Raw genomic sequence first — 24,322 nt, forward strand, 5'->3', positions numbered from 1 at the left:
TCATCAAAAATTATTGACGGTATGCCTGGCACACTTAGTTACTCCAGATGTATTATCATTGGCTAACGCCGATGCTTGATATTAGGGGACGATTGACGTTGCCTTATTCTTTACATGGCTTGGTTCATCTTCAAACGAACGATCTGTTATTTATGTCCTTGATAGCGCAAACTTGCCAGGCAATCTTCAGATTTACAATCACAATTTTTTGATTTGTGGTTTGGATCTATAAGGAGTAACGCATCGCTGCTTAAACGGGACGTTACGGCATTTGTCCCAAAAGCTATCAGGATTTGGAAACGATATTGAGCTTTAAGAAGTGCTTTTTTATAAACACCAGGAATGGGATCTCGTTCTTTTTTGAATAAAACCCAGTTTCCGTTAATCGCCGAACCCGTTTCCAGCTGTCCATTAGTTACTTGGTTAACCGAATAATCAAATGGGTCATAGTAATAGAAATACACATTTCCAAACATTTTGAGACCCCAAGCTGAAATGAAATTTTTCACCCTCACCGTTTCGACTGTTCCTGGCTGTAAAAAAATGCCGTGTTGTCATCGTTTATTGCTTTGGAAGAATGGTTACGATTAGTCTTTTATATCGGGTTAGCCGGGGCGTTCCTTTATCTGTAACCTTTAAGATGAAGTGGGTGGTTTGGAGGCTACTTACCTCTGGCGCTTTTAACTCTGTAATAACAGACATGTTTTCTGCCGGAGTGATCGCTATGGTACTATGCAACGTTCCCGCTTCCTTGTATTGAAACCACTGAAAACTCAGGGCATCTCCATCAGGGTCGTAGGATGCACTACCGTCAAGACTAAATGTCTCACCGGATTTTACCGTAAGCTGTTCAGGCATATTGAGTTTGGCAACCGGTGGGTGATTGGCAGCTTTACAATCCCTGTTGCACCAAGTCATTCTTGCAGCAAAATCATTCTGGATTTCTTCTCTCCATCTCCAAATCGTTACGTGATTGTCTTTGTATGTGCCTGTATCTTTTATAACGGCTCTTCCCCACTTGCCCTGCACCCACGGTGTATATTCGTCTTCGGCATTTGTCCAAAATGGTCTCGTCTCTTCTTCCAGAGGAACAATCCATTTCATCTTGGGGTCAAAGAGTGGTTTATAAAATTCATAACGTCCACCCCAACCTCCCCAGTTTGGATGCTCCGGATTGCTCAGTCCATTTGGAATCAGCGATAGCCAGGACGGGGTATCACCCTCCATGCCAAAAGATACATCCGGATAGATTGCCCCGAGCGGTCCATGTCCCTGCTGGATATTTCGCATAAGCCAATCATTGCTGACAACTTCGTTGTTGGCGCCGGGAAATACGCTTAAGATTGCTGACCATGTAGCCGCATAATAATTTCCCGGGCTTGCGATGTAGAACAGGTCGGGGAAATTCTTGCGTATCCATGGCCCCGAATTATCCTGGTCCGAAATCGTGTATACCCTAAGCTTGCTTATCAACCTTTTTGCTTCCCCTTCGCTTTTAATCTCCCTGATTTTCCAGAGTGCCTGCGCCAGTATATTCGGGCCGCCCCAAACAGTCACCCATAAAGGGCGGCTGTCATTCTTTTCAAGCATCTTAATGACCCAGTCCGAACCTTCCGAATCTTTGCCTTTTCCTACGCCTTCCATCCCATAAACCGGAAGGCCTTTTTTTACCATACTTAATAATTTTTGCGCTGTCGGAAATCCTGGTTCATGTTTTAGAAGATTAGGTTGCACCTTCTCATAACTACGAATGACTTTTTCAATGAGTTCCGGGCTAACCTTTTTTGATTGGTGAATGGATGTTGAAGCGATGAGTCCTACAATGTCGATTTGATTTGCGTATAGCATTAACCGGACCATCGACATAAAATCATCAGGCTCGTTTCCGATATCTGTAATGACAATCAGGCGATGTTTGGCAATTGTTTGTCCAGAAGCCGCAATGTGTGTTGCAAGTACAATACTTAATACAACTAGCGCAACTGGCATTAGTCTTGTTTTCATTATTTTACTTTTTAATTTGGTAGGTTTCACGTTTTGCTAATTGATTTTGAGTCGTTTTTACTGCAATCTTACTACCACCCGCGTTGCAACAATCAAAGAACCCGGAGTCGCGTTGCCCCAAACAGGAATATTTATGTCCCTTCGCAAAACCATATTATCGCCAAATACCTTTGGCAAGGTTATCTGGGCATAACCGGATGTTTGAAAAAAGTGGAATAGCGTAAAAAAACTAATAATATCCGTTTGTTTATTTTCATTGTTTTATTCGAATAGCGTGAACTCTGATATTGTTGACTTTTAAACTTTTACAATAGCTTTTTTATACTATGCAGCAGGTTGTGGTTAGTTGTAATTCCATCTGCTTCGGCATACCCGATATTATGCATCATGACTGAACTTACAGTGAAATATACCTTGTTACATGCGTTCGCTTTGGAGGCTATACATTTGGGGAAAATTTCGCACAAGGTTCGGGGTGCGTTAAATCTATGCCGTTTTTTGATAGCTTACAGCCCCGGAAATAACCGGGGCTGTAAGCATAATAACATTAAGATATATTTTCCAATTCTCTTATTTTTTGTGTTCGTTAATTAAAAGGCTTTATTTTTCAGACGAAATGGAACCTGTTATATGAAAAAAATCAAAGTCGGCCGCCCCCCCTATATTTTTTGTAGCATAATTAAACAAAGCAAAACGATAGCCCATGAAATGCGGGAAGGTATAGGCCATTTTTAATTGTGTCCCCAATGGTATCCATGTTTTCCCGTCCAGGCTATAAAAAAAATCTGCCACGTCTTTTCTGTCCGTAAAATTGCATTCCGCCTTAAAGTATACAACTTTTTGGTTTAAGGGGATTTTTTGTGCTTCTACAGGTTTTCCGGTGCTCGCATTGATCATTACGACAGCTTTGCTATCCCCGGTTATTTTGACACCAGCCAACCCGTAATTTTTTTGCAAAAGGCCCAAACCCGCAAAATCACCATCTTTCATTTTAGAAACGTCGAGCGAAACTGTCCCGGAGCATACCGGGCCGATAGTGCGTTGTGTCAGTGAATTTCGTGCCATCAAGAAACTGGTATCGATCCTGCCGGTGGCGAGTCGTAAATACCCTTTCCGCTTTGTAACAGACCACAAACTATTATCCGGGTTATGGTTCCATTGCCAAACCAGTGGTAATGCCCGTTCGCCTTTTTTACGGGTAAACTCATCTGAAGCGACGATGCCCGGGATCAAACCTTTACCGGGCGGCAGATCGAGTGTACCGGTTACTTTGCCATTGATGCCCAAAACGGGCCATCCGTCCTCCCACTTTACAGGGACCAAATAGGGAATACGGCCCACCGAGCCATAATCACGGAACAAATAAGAATACCAGGCCCCATTTGGCGCTTCAACCAATCCGCCTTGTGCCACACCCAGGTCCTGAAGGCCAATTCGTCCTTCGTACGGGCCGGTGATTTTATCTGCCCGGTGTATGATAACAGTGCGTACGTGGCCCGGTGGCCATGTAATATTGAAAAGATAATATTTGCTGTTTATCTTAAACAGCTGAGAGCCCTCCGGACCGAGGCCGGTACCGCCCGAAGGCACATTTGCTTTTTTAATGATAACCTGGTCCGTTCCGCCGGGTTTTATACCGGAAAGGTCGTCCTTTAATTCAACTAACCTTAAATCTCCACTCCCGCCAATCATATACACTTTTCCATCATCATCAAAAAACAAGGAATGATCACCCAGGTTGGGGACAAATGACCTGGCTTTCCACGGACCTTTTTCGATATTTTTAGTACTGTAAACGTGCATTTTATTAGTATTTGCAGAAAATGTGCTTACATAGTAAATGCCATTATGGAAACGGATAGAACTTGCCCACGAACCGTCCCCATACATATTTTTGCCATTTGTTAGATTTGTTGCATCAATATTTGCTAAAGTATCATATGCATAACCCACCGTCTTCCAGGTTACCAGGTCGTTCGACTTCATAATCGGTACACCGGGACTCATGTGCATGGTTGTGCTACTCATGTAATAGCTATTGCCTACGCGCTCTATCGATATATCCGGTACATCTGCATAAATAATGGGATTAGTGGCTTTTTGCGCGTATAAACACGGCACTATAAGGGTGACAATTAAAGCCGTCATCCATAGCCTGTAGGTCGTATTTCTCATATCGACATTTGTTTCTTCGTGCTGGTTTTAATTACTTAGTTAATGTGTTTATTTGAAGCACGCTTACTGAATATGGATCGAAAGTCCTTGTAAATTTAGCGCCTGCCACTTTTATTTTGGAGGTAACCGGAACTATTTTGACCGGGTCGCTGATTGTGTTTGTGTCTTGGGGTTTATCGCCTTTTATTACCACAATAATACCCTCCGGAGAAAGCTTTCCAGCCCCCTTTAAAGCAATATCAACCTGCTGCGGCTTTCCTGTTGCATTTACTACTTTAAGAAATAATTTCCCCGTTTTGGTGTCCCGGGTAGCTACATAAAACATGCCGGGAATAGCCTCTGGCGTTTTGTTCGCCGCACTGTCCTGTTTGGTGGCTGGCCTGCTTTGGGTAGGGATATTGGCGCCAGCTACAGACACAACTTTATTGCCAATATAGCTACTAAACGTCTTCTGTACATAATATGACGGAGAACCGAAGCTTTTCAAAGCATCGTAACCTATCAGGTTCGATTGCCATTGCCAGCCCTTTGGCGCAGTTGCTGTGGCTTTATTTACATTTGCTAATAATGGCGCGTAACACGACAAGATAACCAGGTCTGAATTCCGTTCCATGCCCGTCATCCAGGCGGCATCTCCAAGGGCGGCATTTAAGTTGGTGGTTGGTTCACCTTCAGTAGTTGCCCACTCACCTACAAAAACTTTATATCCTTTGCGGTCGTAGTTATCATAATGTGCCGCGTCCTTTTCCATTTCCCAGGCATTGCGGTAATAATGTTCATCTACAATTTCGGGCTTGCGAATTGTTAATTTACCCTTTTGTCCAAGCCAATCCTTACCGCCGATGGTTGCAATACAATGAAGGTTTGGATACCTAGCTTTAATACCATCATAAAACTGGGCAAAACGTCCGTCATAACTGCCAGACCTGTCAAACCCGTCTTCGTTACCAATTTCAACATAACGGAGTTTAAAAGGCGCCGGGTGCCCGTCTGCCGCACGCTTGGCGCCCCAGTACGTGTGTACATCGCCCGTAACATATTCAATTTCATCAAGCGCGTCATCTACATATGGCTTTAAAAGCGGGCCTGCGTCCACATGGTCTTCATCGAGCGAATAGCCTGCATAAACGGCAAGCAGCGGTTCCATTTTCAGATCTTCGCACCATTCTAAAAATTCAAGTAAGCCCATTCCGTCAGTGGGCCGGTAGCCCCATGAGCCGGTATGGCCGGGCCGCCGCTCAAGTGGCCCCAAAGTAGTTTTCCAGGGAAATGCATCGTTCAATTTCGGACCTTCAAGGAAATTACCGCCCGGAAAACGTAAAAAGCGAGGTTTCATATCGGCCAATAACTTCATTATATCTATCCGGTTCCCATTCGGGCGGTTTTGATAAGTTGGCGGAAATAACGAGAGGAGGTTAAAATAATAAACCCCGGTACGGTTTGTTGAAATAACAAAACGGGCGTCGGATGTTGGTTTAACATCAACCCTTGTTGTTAATTTAAGTTCATATTTTTTCCAAAGGGTGCTTTTTACCAAATTAATGGTTCCCGAAGCATATACGGTTTTACCGTCATTGCTTTCTATGCTTACGGTGATAGGCCCGGCAGTGTTATCGGCAATTACCGGAATAGCAATTGTAGGCTTGGGGTCCCAGGGGTGGGTGGGCAATGGCCCGCTTTCTGTACCCTTCATATAAAAAGAAGCGTTATAAGTTGTATTAGGCAAAACAGGTATACCCCAATAACCTTCATTTGCAATGCCGGCCCGGCCGCCGCCGGTATCCACCAATAATCTTAAACAAGTAGTTAACGCGCCATTAATTGCATGGCGTCGCTGATCAATAGGTACATTGTCGGGATTTGGGGCAACTAATTGAATTGTGGCCTTCGCGCTACCTTCCTTGATTATGCTCCAGGCTTCCGGCGTATTTGGATTGTCCTTAAATATCCTGTTTTTGATCAACTCGGCATACAAACCACCATCGTACGAATGGTTGATCTCTTCGGTCATCAATCCATACAGTTGCGGACTTACATTTGCGCCGGGTTTAGTTAAATCAAGCGTAAGCTTAGGATTTTGCGCTTTCAGGTTTGTTGCTGCGAACAGGAATAAAACTGAAATAGGTAATAAATTTTTCATCATGAAATTTAATATTATTTATTGTGTTTTTTACACTTATTAACAAGGCCAACAGGGCATTGCCATTGAAAATTATTTTCAAGCTTATCGATATTCTGGATAGACTGTGTGTCCAGTTTACAGATTTTCCATAAAATTAAAATGCTTCGGAAATGAGTTTATTTAACTGAGATTTTTACTGTTCTTGAAATATTACGGGATGAATTTCCTAACTCCAGGATATATTCGCCGGCCTCTGTGTTCCAGGCTTTTTTCATCTCGTCATAAAATGCCAGGTCGGTAACTTTCACCTGCATCTCCACCGTTCTGGTTTCACCGGGTTTCAAAAATATCTTCTTAAAAGCTTTCAGCTCTTTTTCCGGACGTAACACCGAACAAACCGGGTCGCTTACATATAACTGTACTACTTCGGCCCCATACGAGTTCCCTTTATTGGTGATCTTAAACCTGGCGCGGATAGTTTCATCTTTTTTATACCCTGATTTATCCGTCAAAAATTTATTGAGAGAAAAATCGGTATAAGAAAGACCATAGCCAAAAGGAAATTGCGGTGCGATGTTCTTCGTATCATACCAGCGATATCCAACCAGTACACCTTCCTTATAGTCAGCCGTCAAACCTTTACCCGGATAGGTATTCAAACTAAATGCAGGTGAATCCTGTAAAGAAGCCGGGAAGGTAAATGGCAGCTTGCCGGATGGATTGATAGTCCCTTTTAATACGTCGGCCAATGCAGTACCAGCTTCCGACCCGTTAAACCATGACCAAACAACAGTGTGGTTTGATCTTTTAATTTCACCCAGATCGTAAGGTGCGCCGGCCATAACTACTATAATGGTATTGGGGTTAACACTGCTCACGGCATTAACTAAGGCCTGTTCGCCAAAAGGCAACTCAAGGCTTTTACGATCATGACCTTCACTTTCATATTCACGGTTTGAGCCAATACATAAAATGGCCACATCGCTGTTTTTTGCAAGCGCCACAGCCTCATCAATCAGCTTTTGATCGGGTTTATCATAGCCGCGGTTTTGCTCGTCAGTATTACTCGCCAGGTAGTTGGCCCTGTAGCCCTGCGCAAAACGGATTGTAGCCGTTTTTCCAAATCTCGATCTTATTCCTTCCAACGCGGTAACCTCATATTTAGCCTTCACACCGGCACCATAACCTCCTAAAGCGAATGTACGTACAGCATTATCTCCTATAACAGCGATCTTTTTGACCGCACTTGTTTTCAACGGCAATAAATGCTTGTCGTTTTTCAATAAAACGATAGATTCAGAGGCGATATCATAGGCGGATTTGGCATGCTCCGGCGTAACAATTGATCCTTTAGGATGATTGGTACTTAAAGAAGTATGATATATGAGCCATAAGATCCGGCTCACTTTGTCATCAATCGTTTTTTCCGAAACCTGGCCCGCTTTAACAGCGGCAAGCAAAGGCTTCGCAAGGTACCATTGATCATATGGCCCGCTTGATCCCATCTCAATGTCAAGTCCGTTGTTTGCGGCTGCAACTGTATGATGTGTCCCGGCCCAGTCTGACATAACCACGCCTTTAAAACCCCATTCGCTTTTTAGTACTTTATTTAACAGAAAATCATTCTCAGAACACCAATAACCATTCAATTTATTATAGGCAGACATCACTGTATAAGCATTTCCCTCTTGTACGGCTGCTTTAAATGCAGGGAAATAGATTTCGCGTAAGGCCCTTTCACTAACTATGGTGTTTACACTATCCCGATCAAGTTCCTGATTATTGGCGGCGAAATGTTTTATACAGGCTGCTACATGTTGACTTTGGATTCCTTTTACAGATTGAATGGCCAACTGACTGTTCAGATAGGGATCTTCAGAGTAATACTCATAGGTACGGCCGCACAGGGGCATTCTGCAAATATTAAATGCAGGAGCAAGCATTATGTTCTTTTTACGGGCATTTGCTTCCTCCCCTATAACTACGCCATATTTATTGGCCATTATAGGGTTCCATGTAGCCGCTATAGCCGATCCGTTCGGCAAAAATGTAGCAGAATCAGTTGTCCAGTTAGCTGAAGCCCAATCAAACCGTTTTATTTCTTCACGCACGCCCAATGGGCCGTCGTCACATGTTAGTTCAGGAATACCTAAACGGGGTACACCTGCCGAAGAAAACAAAGCGTTACCATGTAGCATGCCTATTTTTTCTTCCAGTGTCATTTTCCTGACAATACTGTTGATCTTCACTTTAAGGGCAGCCTGACTTTTGTTTTGTGCCGAAACTCCGCCGGTCACGAAAAATGCCATAAAACAGGCAATAGTATATTTCATAAAATATTATTTCTTTTACTTTTTGTCGAGGCTATTTATCTGCGGCTGTAATTTTCACTTTATTTCAATTTGTTGTTTGGGACAAGCGAACCATTTTCCATTTTCTTGTTTTAATTTTTCAACCTGTTGCCTGTCTAACTGAACTGGCATGCTCATATCAGCAAAGGCGTAGCTGAAACCTTATTTTGAAAGTTACATTCCATAGTGCTCTAAACATTTTTGAGTGAACTTCTTAATAAGAACCAGGCCCTCGTTACACCTTTTTCTCGATGCAGGCGTTAATATAGGGTTACTGAAGATAGTGAGGTGCTCCTTAAGCAAAATACCAATCATATCAAAATTCTCTATTAAAGCTTTAATTTCACTTTCATCGAATTCTGGCGTTTTTAGAATAATTCGATCTTCCATATTCTCTTTTTTTAACCAGGCATTATTTGTCGCGGAAATCGTCATGCGTTCAAATAGACCACTGTTGATTTCCGTCATGTTGAAAGCAGAATTGTAATAGTTAAAAAATGCCGGGACCTCTCGGTAAAGGCCCCAGGCATCCACTTATATTCAACTAAAACTCTCTCTTATTTAATTTTCACTACTTCCAATCCATTACCGTAAAACTTAGCGTATTTTTACCCCCACCCTCTTTCTGCGGTGTCGTGCCTGCAGGCATTGTATCATTTTAAATACGATGCCCGCCTTGAAATATTCATTAGCCAAATTGGTTGAAGTAAAATTATTGATCCATAAGGATCACAGAATCTTACAGGCTTAATGGCATCCATCATACGCTGATCAAGCACCTTACCTGCTCCCAAAGAAAGGCTTAACGGTTTCACCGAATCGGCAGCAGTACCCCATTTTCATTGAACATCTACTTATAAATAGCGTCAATAAACCAGCAATCGGAATTAATAAATGAATTTCCATTCATCAAACAAAAAACCCTCTCCGTTAAATACAAAATAGATATTCCCTACTCCTTTAGGTATTTTCAGCTCTATTTGCTTTGAGAGCGTAGTCCATTCCTTCACATCGCATATAAGGGAAACACGAGCGGGGCCTTTAAGATTATTTACATAAACATCAATTTGACCTGTTCCTTTTACCCGAGCTTCGAATTTGGCAGGAATCTGTTTACTAAAATCGGCTCCCCGCACCATGAGGCATTGTCTATCTGTTTTCCCTATGGCAACCATGTTACCCTCATTACCATCAGCTTCGAACTGAACCTGCCCTGAAGTGCCTGCAGTGGTTTCTGCTTGCTGAAGAACGAATGGATTTAACAGGTTAAGTTGTGACGGACCTTTAAACGTTGCGTTGACCATGGGGATATTCACCTCACTCCCTTCATCCACCGGTGCTTCTTCGATACCCACATTGCGAAAACCGCCTTTAGTGTCAAAATAATCCTGTAAATACATGGCATGGTAAGCAAGATAATATTTCTCTTTAAACTTGAACAAATGACTGTGATTGTTTGTCAAAGGCCCCACTTTATCCCCCACGTTTTCGCCTGGATTCCTAAAGTAATTATCACGATACTGCCAGCTATCCGGATTTAAGGGTGTTTTACTCGTCATATAAGATATATTGCATGCGGTTGGTTTGGCAATATTGCTATAAGGCCATACAGTGCGCTCATCCCAATTCGTACAATAGCTATAAACCCAGGTCCCATTGATAAAGTTAAGGTCGCTGGCCTCATTAAAATAAGGGGCGGGTATCTTAGAAATACTGCCGGCCAAACTGATCATATCTGCTCCTAATTTGACGATTCTGGCATTATCCGGCATATATTTTGTTTTAGGCGTTCCGGCTCCAAAAACCAGCCAGCCTGTACCTCCACCGTCGATCACAACTCCGGGATCAAATGGAACATCGACATCCACACCGGGGACAGAACGGTCGACTATGTTCTTTCCTAATGGGTCTTTCCAGGGGCCAATGGGAGAGGTAGAAGTAAGCACGGCCGAGCCAGCACCGCTATTGGAGTAATACAAATAGAAGTGCGTTTTACCATCTGCTTCCAGCCTAGATGTAATTGAAGGCGCCCAGGACGTAAAAGTCCACGGTGCCAGCTCAGCTGTATTTATGAGGCCGTGATAAGTCCAGTTAACCATATCATCGGAAGACATCATGACCATGGTACGGATATACCCGTAACTATTTTTCCCATCCTTTCCTACCTTCTCAAACTGTTGATTATCATTCGTAGCATACACATAAATTCTTCCATTATATTCTATAGCTGTTGGATCGGCCGTAAACATAAAATCTAATAAAGGATTCCCATTATTGGTGAGAAGTTTCGGCGAAACTCTTGCGAATTTTGCTTCCAGATCTTCATTATCTGGCTGTGTAACTTGAATTTGCCTGGCATCACTATTCGAAGCTTTGATAGTCACTATCGCCTCGCGGCCAGCCCCAGTGTTGTTAGCGTTCGCAGTCAATTTAAGAGTAACATTTCCCGGGCCTCCCGATGACTGACTTATCGTTAACCATGGAAGCGAAGTGTTGGATGTCGCTGTCCAATTACTATTACTTATAATAGTAACATCAGAACTACTTCCTCCCGACTCAAAAACAATTTGTAAGGAAGAAACAGTGAATTGCGGCGGCACAATCTCCTTCTTCTTACAGGAAAAAGAAAGCGATGGGACCAGGAATAGTAGGCCTAAAAATATACTATGACCTTTTTTCATATTTATTATATCGTTTATTGTGTTAGCTTAATTTATATTTTCACAATACGGATCACATACTTCAGGCAGAAAGCGGTACTGTCTAATCTGTTCACGGTACCGTTATTCCGGAAAAAGCTTAATCCAACATTAATTTTACTTGTATCCTAACTTAATGGCATTATACATACGCTGGTCTATTACCACATTATTAGCCCTGTCTAACATATTTCCTATCTCCCACCAGAATGGTAGCATACCATTCGCTTTAGCAGTTTTGGTCGTAAAAGTTGCCCAGTGATCCACAGACCTGTTGCTCACCAATGTATCCTTAGGCATAGGCTTGTTGGGGTCAGTTCTCCTCGGGGCCGCATATTCACCCAACACCACAGGGATACCTTTATCAACAAAATTCTGTTTCATCTTTTGGTATTCAGCAGCGATCACGTCCTCTCCTCCATTGGTAGCGTTGCGGTCTGGCTCAATAGTGGAATTATTCCCACTCCCCCAGTAGTAAAACATCTTGCCCCAGCTTGCATCTCCATCCGTTAGTAACGTAAATCCAGCAGGTGTGTAGTCGTGCACCTCGACCATCAACTTGTTAGGTACCGGATCGTGAGGAAGAGTAGTCATCAAAGTGGCGGTTATAGAAGTATTAGTGTGAGGTCCCTGCACAATCAGCACCCGGTAACTGTTCCTGCCTCCGGTAGAGCGAACTGCATTGATGAATGTTTCGTGATAACCATTGAGTATGGCCATCTGCTCGGCGTTATCAGCCTTTGGTTCATTGGTGCCAGCAAATATAAGGTGCTCATCAAAATCACGCAAGGTTGTAGCAATCTGCTCCCAAATCGCCTTTTGCATTGCATTAACGGAATCTTTCTTTACCCCATTGACATTATCTTCCAGCCAGCCAAGATCCGCGTGAGCATTTATTATTACATACACATTATTAGCCACACAATATCCAACCACTTGTTTCACCCGCGCAAGCCATGCAGGGTCAATTGTTGCCTTTTTCCGATCACTTAAATGGGTCCAAACCCAGTTCATGGGAATCCGTACAGCATTGAAACCTATTTTTTTTACAAATTTCACCTGCGCGTCGGTAATTTTACCAGACACCCAGTCACCGTCGTTTGGGGAGTCCATGGTATTGCCAAAATTCATTCCCATTCCCGTTCCCATTTTTGCAGCCAGTTGCACGGCTGTGCTGGTCATACCAGTCATGTCTGGCGCTATAGGCAAGGTATTATAACTTGGGTAAATGGTGGGGGCCTGAGAAACTATCAACCTTCTTGCCTGGCCGTTGGAAGAACTTATGAATAAGATACCAGAGCGGTTTGCTCCTGTACCATTTTGCGATAATGTTGTTAAATGAATAACAGTGCTGCCGCTTTGGCCTGATCTTTTACTTAATTGCAACCACGAATAAACAGGGTTGTCGACGCTCCAATCGGCATTACCTGCAACGGTTATGTCCTGGCTTCCACCATCCCCTGTAAAATTTATTGCGGATGCACTAACTGTTAGTTGCGGGTCCGGGGTTTTCGCCTTTTTGCAGGCGAAAAGTGTAATAATCGCAGTAAGAAATACTACAGATTTAAAAAAATAGTGTTTTTTCATTTTGTTCTATCATCTAACTAAAAAAATGTGCATAAACATCCCCGCACTAAAAATATCAGCATGATATCTTTTTTTGCCTACTATCATAGAGGCTCCATTGTACGCTGATCTTTTTACTGTTAATTTCGTGGCCCAAATCCTGCTCCGTTTAACGAATCCAATGCTTTCGATTGGTAAAAAGCCCCACTGCAACTGCTGCCGTGGGGCTGTAGGCTATTTGATTTTCACACACCTGATATTGTCAATAGCGGCATAAAAACCAGTTTCGATAGACGAAGAACCGAAATTTTTAAGGGTCATATTATAACTATTCGCACCAGTAGGCCCTAATAGATCGCTTATTTGAGTAATGGATACACCATCCCCTAATTCGTTAACTGTTGATTTGAAGGCAGATAAAGGAATAATTATGGTTTCCCAACCTTTCGTTATAAAAGCTTTGGTAACATTTGAATTAGGAATTTTCCATGGCTCATAACGCGCAACATACTTGTCACCTCCCAATTCAGTTCTAATATAAAGAGTACCTCCTTTCCATGGCTGAGCCACACTTATGTCAAATTGAAGGGCCCAGTTTGCAGGAGGATCTGCAATATTTGCCACAGGCACCCAGTGATTACCCGTATTAGAATTACCCAATGGGATGTACACGCTTGCACCTCCGGCTAAAACAGGATTATCTTTAGGACAATCAATAACCATAAACTGACTATGATCTTTTCCCATCGGACCATTAAATTGGGGATATTCCCACTCCCCAGTTAAATGCTCAAATTGGCCCCAGCCAAAACCAAAATTATCCCCCCACTCAAAATCTCCTAAAAGACCTACTTTATCGCTATTTTGAGTATTTACTTTATTAACAGTAGAAACTGTTCCATAACTGGTAACAATGGTCACTGGTCCACTTGAGTAGCTATTTTCATCTGGAGCCGAAAACTTAACATAAGCGCCATGTGGACCTTCGGTGAAATTTGTAATAGCAGTGCCGCCAAAAGAAATTGACCGAACAGTCTTAAGGTAAGTACCGTAAACATAAACCGAATCACCAAGTTTGGGATTAACGTAGGAAATGCCGTAAATGATGGGCTTCGCATTTATGGTATCCAGAGCAATACCAGCTTTAGTGGTTACCGTAACTAGTTTGGTAGGAGTTAATGCTGGCATCAAAAAGCCGAGAGAGTCCCCATGAAGGCTCGAGTTAAATTTGGGGATATTGGTTCCCCCATATATCAGGTGTTGAACCAATACTAAATTTGCACCAAAAAGATAAACCGAATCGCCCGGGTTGGCAAATACATCTGAAATAGCGTAAATAGCAGGTGCTGGCGGACCCAGTTTGAAAGCAAACGAGGTGGCCCCCCCTGTTGTTGTAACCCTTAAGGTATAAAGCTTGCTGGTGTCAATAGTTGAAAACGTTATCTGGGGAATTTGCACAACAGCGCTATTTTCCGCAAGTAATGCAGAATTGAAACTTGCGGACACACCGTCAAATTCTATCCGGGTTGCACTTTTTAAATTCTGCCCGGTTATCACCACCCATTGGCCCTTTGCAACGGCGCTGGTCAAAACAGTGTCATTTGGTGAAGCAACATAACTCCTAACGCTTGTAATTACCGGTGGGTTAGAAGAGCCCTCATTGTTTTTCTTACAAGCCGGCAGTAAGGCCACTGTCATAAAGAGAAGTGACAAAAAATACAAGCTTAAGTATGATTTCTTTTTCATAACAAAATATTTTAAATGTTTTAGTTAATAATAGGGCACCGGCGGCTGCGCCAATTTAGGATCGGTGGTTAACTCCGATGATGGAATTGGCAACGTAAATGAGGCGATAGTTGCCGGAAGCGTAACTGGGGGAGCAATAGTATCCCTTGTAGCTATTTTTGTTTTAGGGTCATAAGTAAACGAGATACGACCGTGAGTGGCATCCTGGTCATTAAGAAATTTCACAGCATTAGTAGGATCGTAATAAGAATACCTAACCAGGTCTATCCAGTATTGTCCTTCAAAAGCAAGTTCAACCCTTCTTTCCGTACGCAGTAAATCCGGGGTTATCGCCTGCACTTTATCCACGCCTGCCCTTGTCCGTACAGCATTGAAATACTTTAGCGCGTTACCATCGCTTGTAGTACCATCGTTACCCAAAATAGCTTCGGCATATACCAAATACACATCGGCCAATCTAAGAATTGCATTATGTTCGGGAGATGACCAGGAATCCATTGTTGGCAAGTTGTTATCTTTTTCCGTGCCAACAATGTGTTTTTTCAGGCCGGTATTTTTTGCCGTATAACCACCACCGGCAACATTCAATTCGGGATAAAAATCTCCGGTAAGCACAATAGTGGCTTTACGCCTTACTGTATCCTTAGCCGAATACATCCGGTATAAATCATAGCTTGGCGCTATGCCCTCCCATCCGCCTTGTTGCTGAGGAGTAACGACTTTATCTGGCGCAAAATATTGTTGCAGGGCATTGCCAATACCATAACCCACACCTCCAGCCCACTGGAGCGCGAACAATGATTCAGGGCTATCGTTGTTTTGCACCTTGAAAAGATCATAATAGCTGGGAAACAAATTTAGCCCGCTATTATTACACACATTGCCCGCGTACTTTTTGGCACTGTCCAACAAGGCCTGGTCGCGGCTGCCACTTTTGCCTAAACCGGCCATCGTTAAATATACTTTGCCCAGCATTCCCTGCGCCGACCAGGTAGTCACCCGGCCTTTTTCATCTGTTTTGGGAAGATATTGCGCTGCGTAAGTCAGGTCTTTAGTAACAAATTTATACACATCCGAAACAATGTTGCGCGGAAGCAGCGGATCTTTTATTAGTTTACTGTTATCTTCAACAATGGGCACAGCCCCCCAATACACCGCCAGATGATAATAAGCAACGGCACGAATAAATTTTGCCTCAGCTATGGCCGCATTTTTGTCTGTTGCCGAAATTGACGAAGACGCCTGTTGCTGTATGGCATTAATAACGCCATTACATTGCGCTATAACATTGTACAACCCAACCCAACCATTTGTTACAAGGCCATTTTGGGCGGTAATAGTGCGTGTAAAAAGCTGTACCAAATCGCCATTATACGGAAAGCTGGCGGAACCAGCCAATACGTCGCCAAGTGGTATGTAGCCCTGAGTGTTCCATTGAAACCACTCTGAACCGGCGTACAGACTTGCCGTAGCCAGCCGTAAATCGGAAGTGGATTTGTAAAAATTATTAGAACTGATCTGCGAGTTGGACGGACGGTCCAAAAAACTCTTTTTACATCCGGCTATTGCGGCAACACATAGCAGGATGGTGATAATCTTTTTAATTGATTTCATAAACAAATATTTTTAATCGGTAATGGTTTTATTATTTCAAGGTTATGTTTGCACCCAAAGTAAATACTCTTGGCTGCGGGTAATAACCGTTGTCCCAACCTGCCTGGAGCGGGTTCCACGAACCTATCTCGGGATCCATGCCTCTATATTTTGTAATTATAAATAAGTTGGATACATTGGCATATACCCTGACAGACCGCACAGATATTTTGGATAAAAGGCTTTCTGATATCCGATAACCTAAAGTGATATTTTTGCACCGCAGGAATGAACCATCCTCAATCATTAAACTATTAGGTCGGTTATTGGTATTGGTATTATCATTTCTCAGTCCTACAACCGTTGTATTGGGGTTGGTAACATATACATTGTTAACATCGGTTGCAGAGCCTTTGGGATCTACCAGTGCCAATTTCGCATAATCTAACATCGATGTGAAAAAAGTGGCCTGCCCTCTCGGATCGGTTTCCTGTATAGCCATTTGATTGAATACTTTGTTGCCATAACTGCCGCTGAAGAAAATATTCAGGTCAAAATTTTTGTAGTTAAATGTATTATTGATACCATACTGAAATTTGGGGATCGGGGAGCCCAAAAAGGTTTGATCTTTTGAGTCGATAACACCGTCGCCATTCAAATCCTTGAACATACGGTCGCCGTACCAGATCCCCCCACCTGCCGAAGAAATCGGATAAGGGTTACCATTGGGGTCGGCAGGCCGGGCATGGTTTTGAAAATCAGATGGCTTTGCAAATATCCCATCAAATACGTAGCCGTAAAATTCGCCAATGGGCTGGCCTACCACCGTTTTTTCGATTATATCATTAATTGTATAAGATTTTTGGCTTAGGTTGGCCTGGTCTCCACCTGCACCTAAACTGGTCACTTTGTTCTTATTTCGCGATATGGTGAAAGTAGTTTTCCAGGTGAAATTTTTAGAAATAATATTGGTAGAATTGATTTGGAAATCAACCCCTTTGTTGCTTAGCGAGCCAACATTGGCATAAGGCGCTTGCATGGATCCCGGCCCCCAGCCCGATACAGTACCAGAGTATTCCGGAAGCGGCACCTGTAATAAAAGGCCGTGTGTTTCGCGATCATAAACATCTAATGAAAAACCTAACCGCCCATTCCAGAACGATGCGTCGATCCCGGCATTGTAATAATCAGTTTTTTCCCACTTCACAGACGGATTTGCCAAATTGTTTTGGAACTGCGCTGTACCTGACAGGCTGTTAGGCACCGATATAAGTTGGGTTACAAAAGTATTGCCCGGTATGCCTTGATTGTTAGTAAGCCCATAACCAAGCCTCAGCTTCAACTCATTTATAGATTTTACGCCTTTTAAAAACGCCTCGTTATTAATTTTCCAGGCAAATCCACCCGAATAGGTAGTAACCCAACGATTGCCAGCCGGAAAATTTGAAGAACCATCGTTCCGTATATTACCGGTGAGCAGGTATCTGTCATTCCATGAAAAATTGATACGGCCGAACCAGGATTCCTGTGCATTGCCGCCGGTAGGGGTTGATTGTGAATTATCGCCCGAGTTTGTGGCAGTGCTGGCATCCCCGCCATTAATGGCCTGCACATTGTCTGAAGCAAAATTCCTTCGCGCGCCGTAAAGAGATTCAAAAGTTCTCTCCTGCGATTCATGCCCCGCTAAGGCATCCACATGAAGTTTTTTGAAATTATGGTTATAAGTTAAAAAATTGCGTATTGCTATATAAAAATTTTGGCCGGCATTTGAGGAACCGTAATTACGGCTGACATTACCTTTGCCAAAACTATAAGTTGGTGAATACCTATTTTCCGTATTAAATTCAAAATTACCGGATAGTTCATTTCGCAGCGATAGGTCTTTAGTAAATTGTATTTCGGCGTACACATTGCCGAATATCTGATCATTCTTTCTCAGGTCTTTTACAATTTTGGCCAATGCCACCGGGTTGGCAATAGGTGCTACCCAACCGGCGGGGTCTGTAACGCCGCCATAGGAACCATCAGGGTTTTTTACCGGAATATCGGGGCTAATGCTTAGTGCGGTTCCAATTACATTACCGGAGGTTGAATTTACACTTTCATTAACATGCGCCAATTGAAGGCTGGTACCTATTTTTAGCCAATTAGTGGTTTTGTTATCTAAATTCAGCCTTAACGAGTATCTTTTAAAATCAGATCCAAGGGCTATCCCTTCCTGGTCAAAATACGAGGTTGATAGCAAATATTGGGTGCGGGCATCCCCACCGCTTACCGTAAGTGTGTGATTCATCATCGGGGCCTTCCTGAATAATTCTTTTTGCCAGTCGGTACCGGGGCCTAAATATTGTGAGTTAGCAAATTGGGGCCTCGTATCAAAGCCCCAGATAATGCCCCGGGCATTAATGATAGTTGCAAACTGCTGCAAATTCACCACAGGCAACCGTTTTAGTATTTCCTGGTAACCGGCATAGAAATCATAAGTTATCTGCGGCGCCCCGGCTTTACCCCTTTTTGTAGTAATAACAACTACTCCATTGGTTGCCTGCGAACCGTATATGGCTGTTGCCGAAGCATCTTTCAATACATCTATTGATTCAATTTCGGCAGGATTGATAGCATTTAATGGATTAGAACCATTACCGGGATCACCCACTGGTGGAATAATGATACCATCTATTACGTACAATGGCGAATTGGAACCGCTTATTGAAGACACGCCACGTATTTGAATAGATACGCCGCCACCGGGCTGGCCCGATACCTGTTGAACCACTACACCTGCAACTTTACCCTGCAGGGCCTGGTCAAAGGTGGCCGGTTGGGTTTTGTTCAACTCGTTACCCGATATGGAACTTATTGACCCTGTAAGATCTTTTCTTGCTTTCTTACCATAGCCAACAACAACAACCTCATCTAAGTTGCTGGATGTTGATTTGAGCGTGACATTAATTACGCCAGCTTGCTTAACAGTTATTTCCCGTGGTGCATAACCTAAAAAGTTAAAAACCAGCACCTTGCCAGATTCGGCCGCTATTGAATAACTCCCGTCAATACTAGATATAGACCCGAGGCCCGTCCCTTTAATTTTAATGTTTACTCCGGGTATTGGCTGCCCATCGTCAGAAGTTATTTTGCCGGTAATATTTACCGTTTGTGCATGGGCCGAAAAATAAAGAAACATGCCCGTGATAAATAATGAAATCTGGTATTTCATTCTTCTTTGTAAATTTTTATCCATCTTTTAAAAGGATTTTAAGGTTTGATAATTGGTTCATTGGTGTTTGGTTAGTGTTTAATTGATTTTTAATCTCATTTTTTCTTCATAATCTAATAGGTGATCTATACGGGTTTGATATTATCGTTCAGTATTATTTCATGTATCAATCAGGTGTACCGCCTGAAGGCCAGGCGGTACAATTATCCGTTCATATCAAAAAGGCTTTATATTGAGGTTATCCTAAAAGCAGGACACTCTCCAATAAAAAGGTTTCCGAAGGGTGAAAAAATCAAAAAAACGATAAACGTCTAAATGGCGGTTTTTAGGCATAATCTGAATAATTGGTTTATAAATCAGGGCTTACATATAATAACTTGGGCCGTATTATATTGGGGCAATATACCCTGTATGCGCAGACCGCCGAGTGTGCTAATGTGGCTGATTGGTATGAAAAATGTCAATCTTGCCAAAATTCAAGATACTGACAATGAGCTGATTATCTTAATTTATGGGCGAAAAAAATAGTTGTACCTACCTTTTGCAAAAGGCAGTTTCTTTCACAACTATAAATCATTTGAATCGGCGGGATTGAAGTGTGAAGATCAATCTGTACTGTCCAGGTACTCAGAAGGTGTCATCAAAAACTCTTCTTTAAATACTTTAGAAAAATATTTAGCATCATTGAAACCTACCTCATAGGCAGTTTCGGCTATGGTGAATTGTTTAGTGAGTAGGAGTTGTACTGCTCTTTTTAACCTTACCGACCTGATAAACTCAACCGGAGTTTTGCCAGAAAGATTAAATACTTTATTATATAATGTTGCGCGGCTCATATTCATCTTACTGCTTAGCAATTCAACTGAAAAGCCGGCATTTGGAATATTTTCTTCAATGACCGTCAATAACTTTCTCATAAATTTCGTATCGGGCGTTTCGATTTCCAAATCGCCCGGTTTCGCTTCAATTTGCCTTCGATATGTTTCTTTTACTAGCTGTTGATTCTTAAGCAAATTATGAACCTTGAAACGTAATATGTCAAAATTAAAAGGCTTGGAAAGGTAATCGTTCGCCCCTGTTTCCAAACCGGCCAGTTGCTTTTCGTCGCCGGTAAAAGCGGTAATTAATATAAATGGTATATGTTCGGTGCGTTTATCGCTACGGATCTTTTTACAAAAATCGATACCATCAATTTCGGCCATGTTAATATCGCTTATGATCAGATTGGGATGTAAAGCCAATGCCTTTTGCCAACCGTCTTTACCATTTACGGCTTCGGCAATTGTATATAAGTGCCTGAGATCATCTTTTAGATAAGCCCTGAAATCGGAGTTATCCTCCACAATTAAAATGGTGATATTTTTATTGCGTTTTTCCTGACTTGACCTGTCGGGCTTAGGCGCTCCTACTTCTTCGGGGGTATTTTCAATACCGGTAAAGTTATTTTTCTGGGATATCTTTATTGGCAGCCGCACAATAAAACAACTCCCTTTCCCATGTTCACTTTCAACAGAAATGGTGCCACCCATCAGATCAACAAACTCTTTAGTAATTGACAAGCCAATACCACTTCCCTGGTTAATTAACGAAGCGGGCATCTCATTTTGAAAAAAACGCTCAAATATTTTATTGTGTTTTTCAGCCGGAATACCGACACCCGAATCTATTACCTTAATTTGAAGAAGGGTCATTTCCACGCTGTTGGATCCCAACAATTTTGCTTCAACAGCTACACTACCAAAGTCAGGGGTAAACTTAAATGCATTGGAAAGCAGGTTAAAAAGAATTCTTTCAATTTTATCCTGATCAAAAAAAGTAAAGCCCGAATCAGTATCACACTTAAATGAAAAACTGATATGTTTTTTATCCGCCAGATCGGTAAATAGATCGCTAGCTTCTTTAATAACTTTAATGATATCAGCTTCACGCAGATCAAGCTGAAGTTTTTTTACTGCCATTTTACTAAAATCCAATAGCTGGTTAATCATATTAAGCAGCCGCTTAGAATTTTCGTGGATCAACTGAAGCTTTCGCCGACTATAATTATCATCAGCCTGCTTTAACAACTTTTCAACTGGTGCCATAATCAGGGCGATAGGCGTTCTGAATTCGTGACTAACGTTGGTAAAAAAATCTATTTTCATTATATCCAGCTCGTGCTTATCCTGTGCTTCCTTTCGCACGCGCTCGATCTCAAACCGGGTTTCTATTTTTTTAATGCCTTGTTTTCGGATGTAATACAATACCGCTATGATGGAGAAAACATAAATAAAATAGGCGATTGGCGATTTCCAGAACGGGGGCAATACCTTAATTTTTAATTTTATATAGCTGGGTTTCCATTTCCCCTCCCGGCCAATAGCCCGTACTTTAAAAGTATAATCGCCTCCGTCAAGGTTGGTATAGGTAGCTTTCCGGGTAGCATTATTTGCAGTAAGCCACCCTTTATCAAAACCCTCCATCATATACTGATGCGTTATTTTATTGGGATTAAAGAAATTTAAGGCAGAAAATTCAATGGTAAACACATTTTCACTGTGTTTCAGCGTTATCTCCTGTGTAGCCGAAATTGCTTTAGATAATACTACATGACCATCAACTTCTTCATTAGCTGCTATACTTTTGTTGAATAGCTGAAAGCCGGTGAAAATTAATTTAGGCTCATCTATATTCGGGTGTATACTTAGTGGGTCGAAAATATTGAAGCCATGCGAGCCACCAAATACCAATTCCCCTTTATTGGTTTTTAAAGCTGCATTTACAGTGAACTCTCTGCCCTGCAGGCCGTCTGTTTCATCAAAACTTTCAAATTGGAATTTATAGGTGCCATTGCCGGGTGTCAACGTTATCCGGCCCAGGCCGTTTGATGTACTTAGCCACATGGTCCCGCTGTTATCTTCCAATACATTCAAAACCTGGTTGTCTGGCAACCCGTCCTTTTTTGTAAGCGAGATAAAACGGTTGGTTTCGGGGTTCAATATGCTTAGTCCGTTCCTTGTTGCTATCCACATCAGGCCGCGGCTGTCCTGCGTGATATTATGAATGTCATCATTGATTAAACTGTTAGGGTCGTTTTTCTTTTTATTATAATGTATAACATCCCGTCCATTTTTTAATATTTTATCTACTCCCAAATATCCTCCTACCCAGAGATTCCCTTTGGTGTCCTCAATGAGTGCGGATATATAAGGCGACCTGATATCCGTTTGCTTAAAGGGAGAGGAAAATATTTTTTTGTCTCTGTCAAACATTTGCAACCCCGCCGCAAACGTGCCTATCCATAACCGGTTCGATGAATCTTCCAAAATATTCCATACCCGGTCATCGGCAATGCTCGTAGGTACCTTGCCATTATGTTTGTAATGAATAAACTTTCTTCCGTCAAAATGATCCAGCCCGCCAAAATACGTACCTATCCATAGTTGCTGATCCTGGTCAATACACAAACTAACAATAATATCACTGCTGAGGCTATTCGGATTTCCCGAATTATGTTTATACTGGGTAAACTTGCCTGTTTTGCGATCAAAATAAACTAAGCCGCCTCCATTGGTCCCGATCCATAAGTTACCGTTTTTATCTTCGACAAATTTATTGACGTCTTCAAACTTAAGGCTGGCGGGGGCTGAAGCAAAGTGCCTGTATAACGGAAACCTGATAATACTTTTATGATAATAACTTACCCCCTCTCTAAGCGTACGGGCCCACATAATACCTTTGTTGTCTTTGTAAAGCGCTACAGTGTTCTGTCCCAACGATTTTGGGTCATCTTCCCTATTTAGTAAATAAGTAATTTCCCCCTTTTTTTTATCCAATAAATTTATTCCGCCATGATCAGTGGATATCCACATGAGGCCGTCGTCGGCTTGAATAATATTAGTGATGTTGTTCGATGTAAGCGGCGTTTCTGCCGACTCTTTTGTGATGTACCGAAACCGTCCCGTACGGCGGCTGTAATAATAGACGCCGGAATCCATGTTGGGGTTAAACACCCAAAGATCGCCTTCACTGTCAATAGTTAGCGAGTAGTTCCTGCCTTTATCAGCAGCTTTTTTTAAAATATCGGTATGGTACGTAATTGCATTGCGTTTTACATCAAATAGCTCTATTACGCCGTCGTCGTAAGCAAGCCATACATTGCCGGTTGTATCCTGCACAATGTCTGTAACTAAACTTGAATATAACGACGGGCTTGAACTATGGTGATGATAATAATGTGTGGTAGTTTTGTTCAATTCATTATACCTGTAAATGCCCGACTCGGGATACAGAAACCAAAAGTCGCCTTTGCCGTTGTGAACTATCTTGGAAACGGACGGATACACCGGAAGTTTAAGAGAATAAAGTACTGACGATACATCATTGTTGAACTGTTCCGTTTCGGGATCATAAAAAGAATATCCAGCCGGGGTTGTTATCCATAATTTTTTGTCAGGTCCTTCCCAAATATTATTTATGTAATCTTCATTAATGGAGTTTTTATTATTTACGTCGTGCTTGAATACTTTAAAAGTATAACCGTCATAACGGTTGAGACCAGAAGAAGTACCAAACCACATGAAGCCCTCAGAATCCTTAAAAATGCAGGTGACTTGGTTGTGTGACAGCCCGTTACTTATATTGAGCCGCGAAAACTGGTATTGACTGTTTTGCGCAAAATTGTTCGTGTAAGCAAAAAACAATGCTGAAACGACAATATAAAGTTTTACACGCATTAAAATTTAGTTGAGATATTGGAAATCAGGAACCTGGCTCTTTAGCAAGCCGGTACACTACCGTACCATAAAAGTAAAATAAATTCGCAATTAACGAGATAAAAGTGGCGATTCCTCTATTTAATCAGCGAAAA

12 protein-coding genes are annotated in these 24,322 nt (G+C 42.2%); all 12 read right to left on the reverse strand.

What is annotated here, in order from left to right; all coding sequences use genetic code 11:
- Positions 1-146: 146 nt before the first annotated feature.
- Entirely contained in the window at positions 147-509 is a 363-nt protein-coding gene (locus tag ABIC84_RS24425; RefSeq protein ID WP_429265273.1) for a hypothetical protein, read from the reverse strand.
- 52 nt (positions 510-561) lie between these two features.
- Positions 562-2,004: a nucleoside hydrolase-like domain-containing protein gene (locus tag ABIC84_RS24430; protein WP_429265274.1), complete on the reverse strand. Its 1,443-nt coding sequence runs from the start codon at positions 2,002-2,004 to the stop codon at positions 562-564.
- Between the two features lie 600 nt (positions 2,005-2,604).
- Complete coding sequence (locus ABIC84_RS24435) at positions 2,605-4,179, reverse strand: glycoside hydrolase family 43 protein (protein ID WP_176629086.1); 1,575 nt, start codon at positions 4,177-4,179, stop codon at positions 2,605-2,607.
- Between the two features lie 31 nt (positions 4,180-4,210).
- Positions 4,211-6,322: an alpha-L-arabinofuranosidase C-terminal domain-containing protein gene (locus tag ABIC84_RS24440; RefSeq protein ID WP_429265275.1), complete on the reverse strand. Its 2,112-nt coding sequence runs from the start codon at positions 6,320-6,322 to the stop codon at positions 4,211-4,213.
- Positions 6,323-6,477: 155 nt separating this feature from the next.
- Positions 6,478-8,634: a glycoside hydrolase family 3 C-terminal domain-containing protein gene (locus ABIC84_RS24445; RefSeq protein ID WP_429265276.1), complete on the reverse strand. Its 2,157-nt coding sequence runs from the start codon at positions 8,632-8,634 to the stop codon at positions 6,478-6,480.
- A 192-nt stretch (positions 8,635-8,826) separates the two neighbouring features.
- Positions 8,827-9,120: a hypothetical protein gene (locus ABIC84_RS24450; RefSeq protein WP_176629088.1), complete on the reverse strand. Its 294-nt coding sequence runs from the start codon at positions 9,118-9,120 to the stop codon at positions 8,827-8,829.
- A gap of 419 nt (positions 9,121-9,539) precedes the next feature.
- The gene (locus ABIC84_RS24455; protein ID WP_218117339.1) at positions 9,540-11,333 is read right to left on the reverse strand and encodes a family 43 glycosylhydrolase; all 1,794 of its coding nucleotides are present in this window, start codon (positions 11,331-11,333) and stop codon (positions 9,540-9,542) included.
- 135 nt (positions 11,334-11,468) lie between these two features.
- The gene (locus ABIC84_RS24460) at positions 11,469-12,938 is read right to left on the reverse strand and encodes a cellulase family glycosylhydrolase (protein ID WP_429265277.1); all 1,470 of its coding nucleotides are present in this window, start codon (positions 12,936-12,938) and stop codon (positions 11,469-11,471) included.
- Positions 12,939-13,151: 213 nt separating this feature from the next.
- Positions 13,152-14,663 (reverse strand): glycan-binding surface protein, encoded by a 1,512-nt coding sequence (locus ABIC84_RS24465; protein WP_429265278.1) that lies wholly within the window; start codon positions 14,661-14,663, stop codon positions 13,152-13,154.
- A 24-nt stretch (positions 14,664-14,687) separates the two neighbouring features.
- A complete protein-coding gene (locus ABIC84_RS24470; RefSeq protein WP_176629091.1) occupies positions 14,688-16,277 on the reverse strand; it encodes a RagB/SusD family nutrient uptake outer membrane protein in 1,590 nt (529 codons plus the stop codon).
- Between the two features lie 31 nt (positions 16,278-16,308).
- Positions 16,309-19,473: a SusC/RagA family TonB-linked outer membrane protein gene (locus tag ABIC84_RS24475; protein WP_429265279.1), complete on the reverse strand. Its 3,165-nt coding sequence runs from the start codon at positions 19,471-19,473 to the stop codon at positions 16,309-16,311.
- A 605-nt stretch (positions 19,474-20,078) separates the two neighbouring features.
- Positions 20,079-24,188, reverse strand: coding sequence for a two-component regulator propeller domain-containing protein (locus tag ABIC84_RS24480; RefSeq protein WP_429265280.1), 4,110 nt, complete (start codon positions 24,186-24,188; stop codon positions 20,079-20,081).
- Positions 24,189-24,322 lie beyond the last annotated feature (134 nt).

Origin of the sequence: Mucilaginibacter sp. 3215, assembly GCF_050433785.1 — a bacterium.
Classification (GTDB): domain Bacteria; phylum Bacteroidota; class Bacteroidia; order Sphingobacteriales; family Sphingobacteriaceae; genus Mucilaginibacter.

Coding starts and splice junctions, on each gene's coding strand:
- ABIC84_RS24430 (WP_429265274.1), bottom strand. CDS start 2,004: ATGAAAACAAGACTAATGCCAGTTGCGCTAGTTGTATTAAGTATTGTA.
- ABIC84_RS24435 (WP_176629086.1), bottom strand. CDS start 4,179: ATGAGAAATACGACCTACAGGCTATGGATGACGGCTTTAATTGTCACC.
- ABIC84_RS24440 (WP_429265275.1), bottom strand. CDS start 6,322: ATGATGAAAAATTTATTACCTATTTCAGTTTTATTCCTGTTCGCAGCA.
- ABIC84_RS24445 (WP_429265276.1), bottom strand. CDS start 8,634: ATGAAATATACTATTGCCTGTTTTATGGCATTTTTCGTGACCGGCGGA.
- ABIC84_RS24450 (WP_176629088.1), bottom strand. CDS start 9,120: ATGACGGAAATCAACAGTGGTCTATTTGAACGCATGACGATTTCCGCG.
- ABIC84_RS24455 (WP_218117339.1), bottom strand. CDS start 11,333: ATGAAAAAAGGTCATAGTATATTTTTAGGCCTACTATTCCTGGTCCCA.
- ABIC84_RS24460 (WP_429265277.1), bottom strand. CDS start 12,938: ATGAAAAAACACTATTTTTTTAAATCTGTAGTATTTCTTACTGCGATT.
- ABIC84_RS24465 (WP_429265278.1), bottom strand. CDS start 14,663: ATGAAAAAGAAATCATACTTAAGCTTGTATTTTTTGTCACTTCTCTTT.
- ABIC84_RS24470 (WP_176629091.1), bottom strand. CDS start 16,277: ATGAAATCAATTAAAAAGATTATCACCATCCTGCTATGTGTTGCCGCA.
- ABIC84_RS24475 (WP_429265279.1), bottom strand. CDS start 19,473: ATGAAATACCAGATTTCATTATTTATCACGGGCATGTTTCTTTATTTT.
- ABIC84_RS24480 (WP_429265280.1), bottom strand. CDS start 24,188: ATGCGTGTAAAACTTTATATTGTCGTTTCAGCATTGTTTTTTGCTTAC.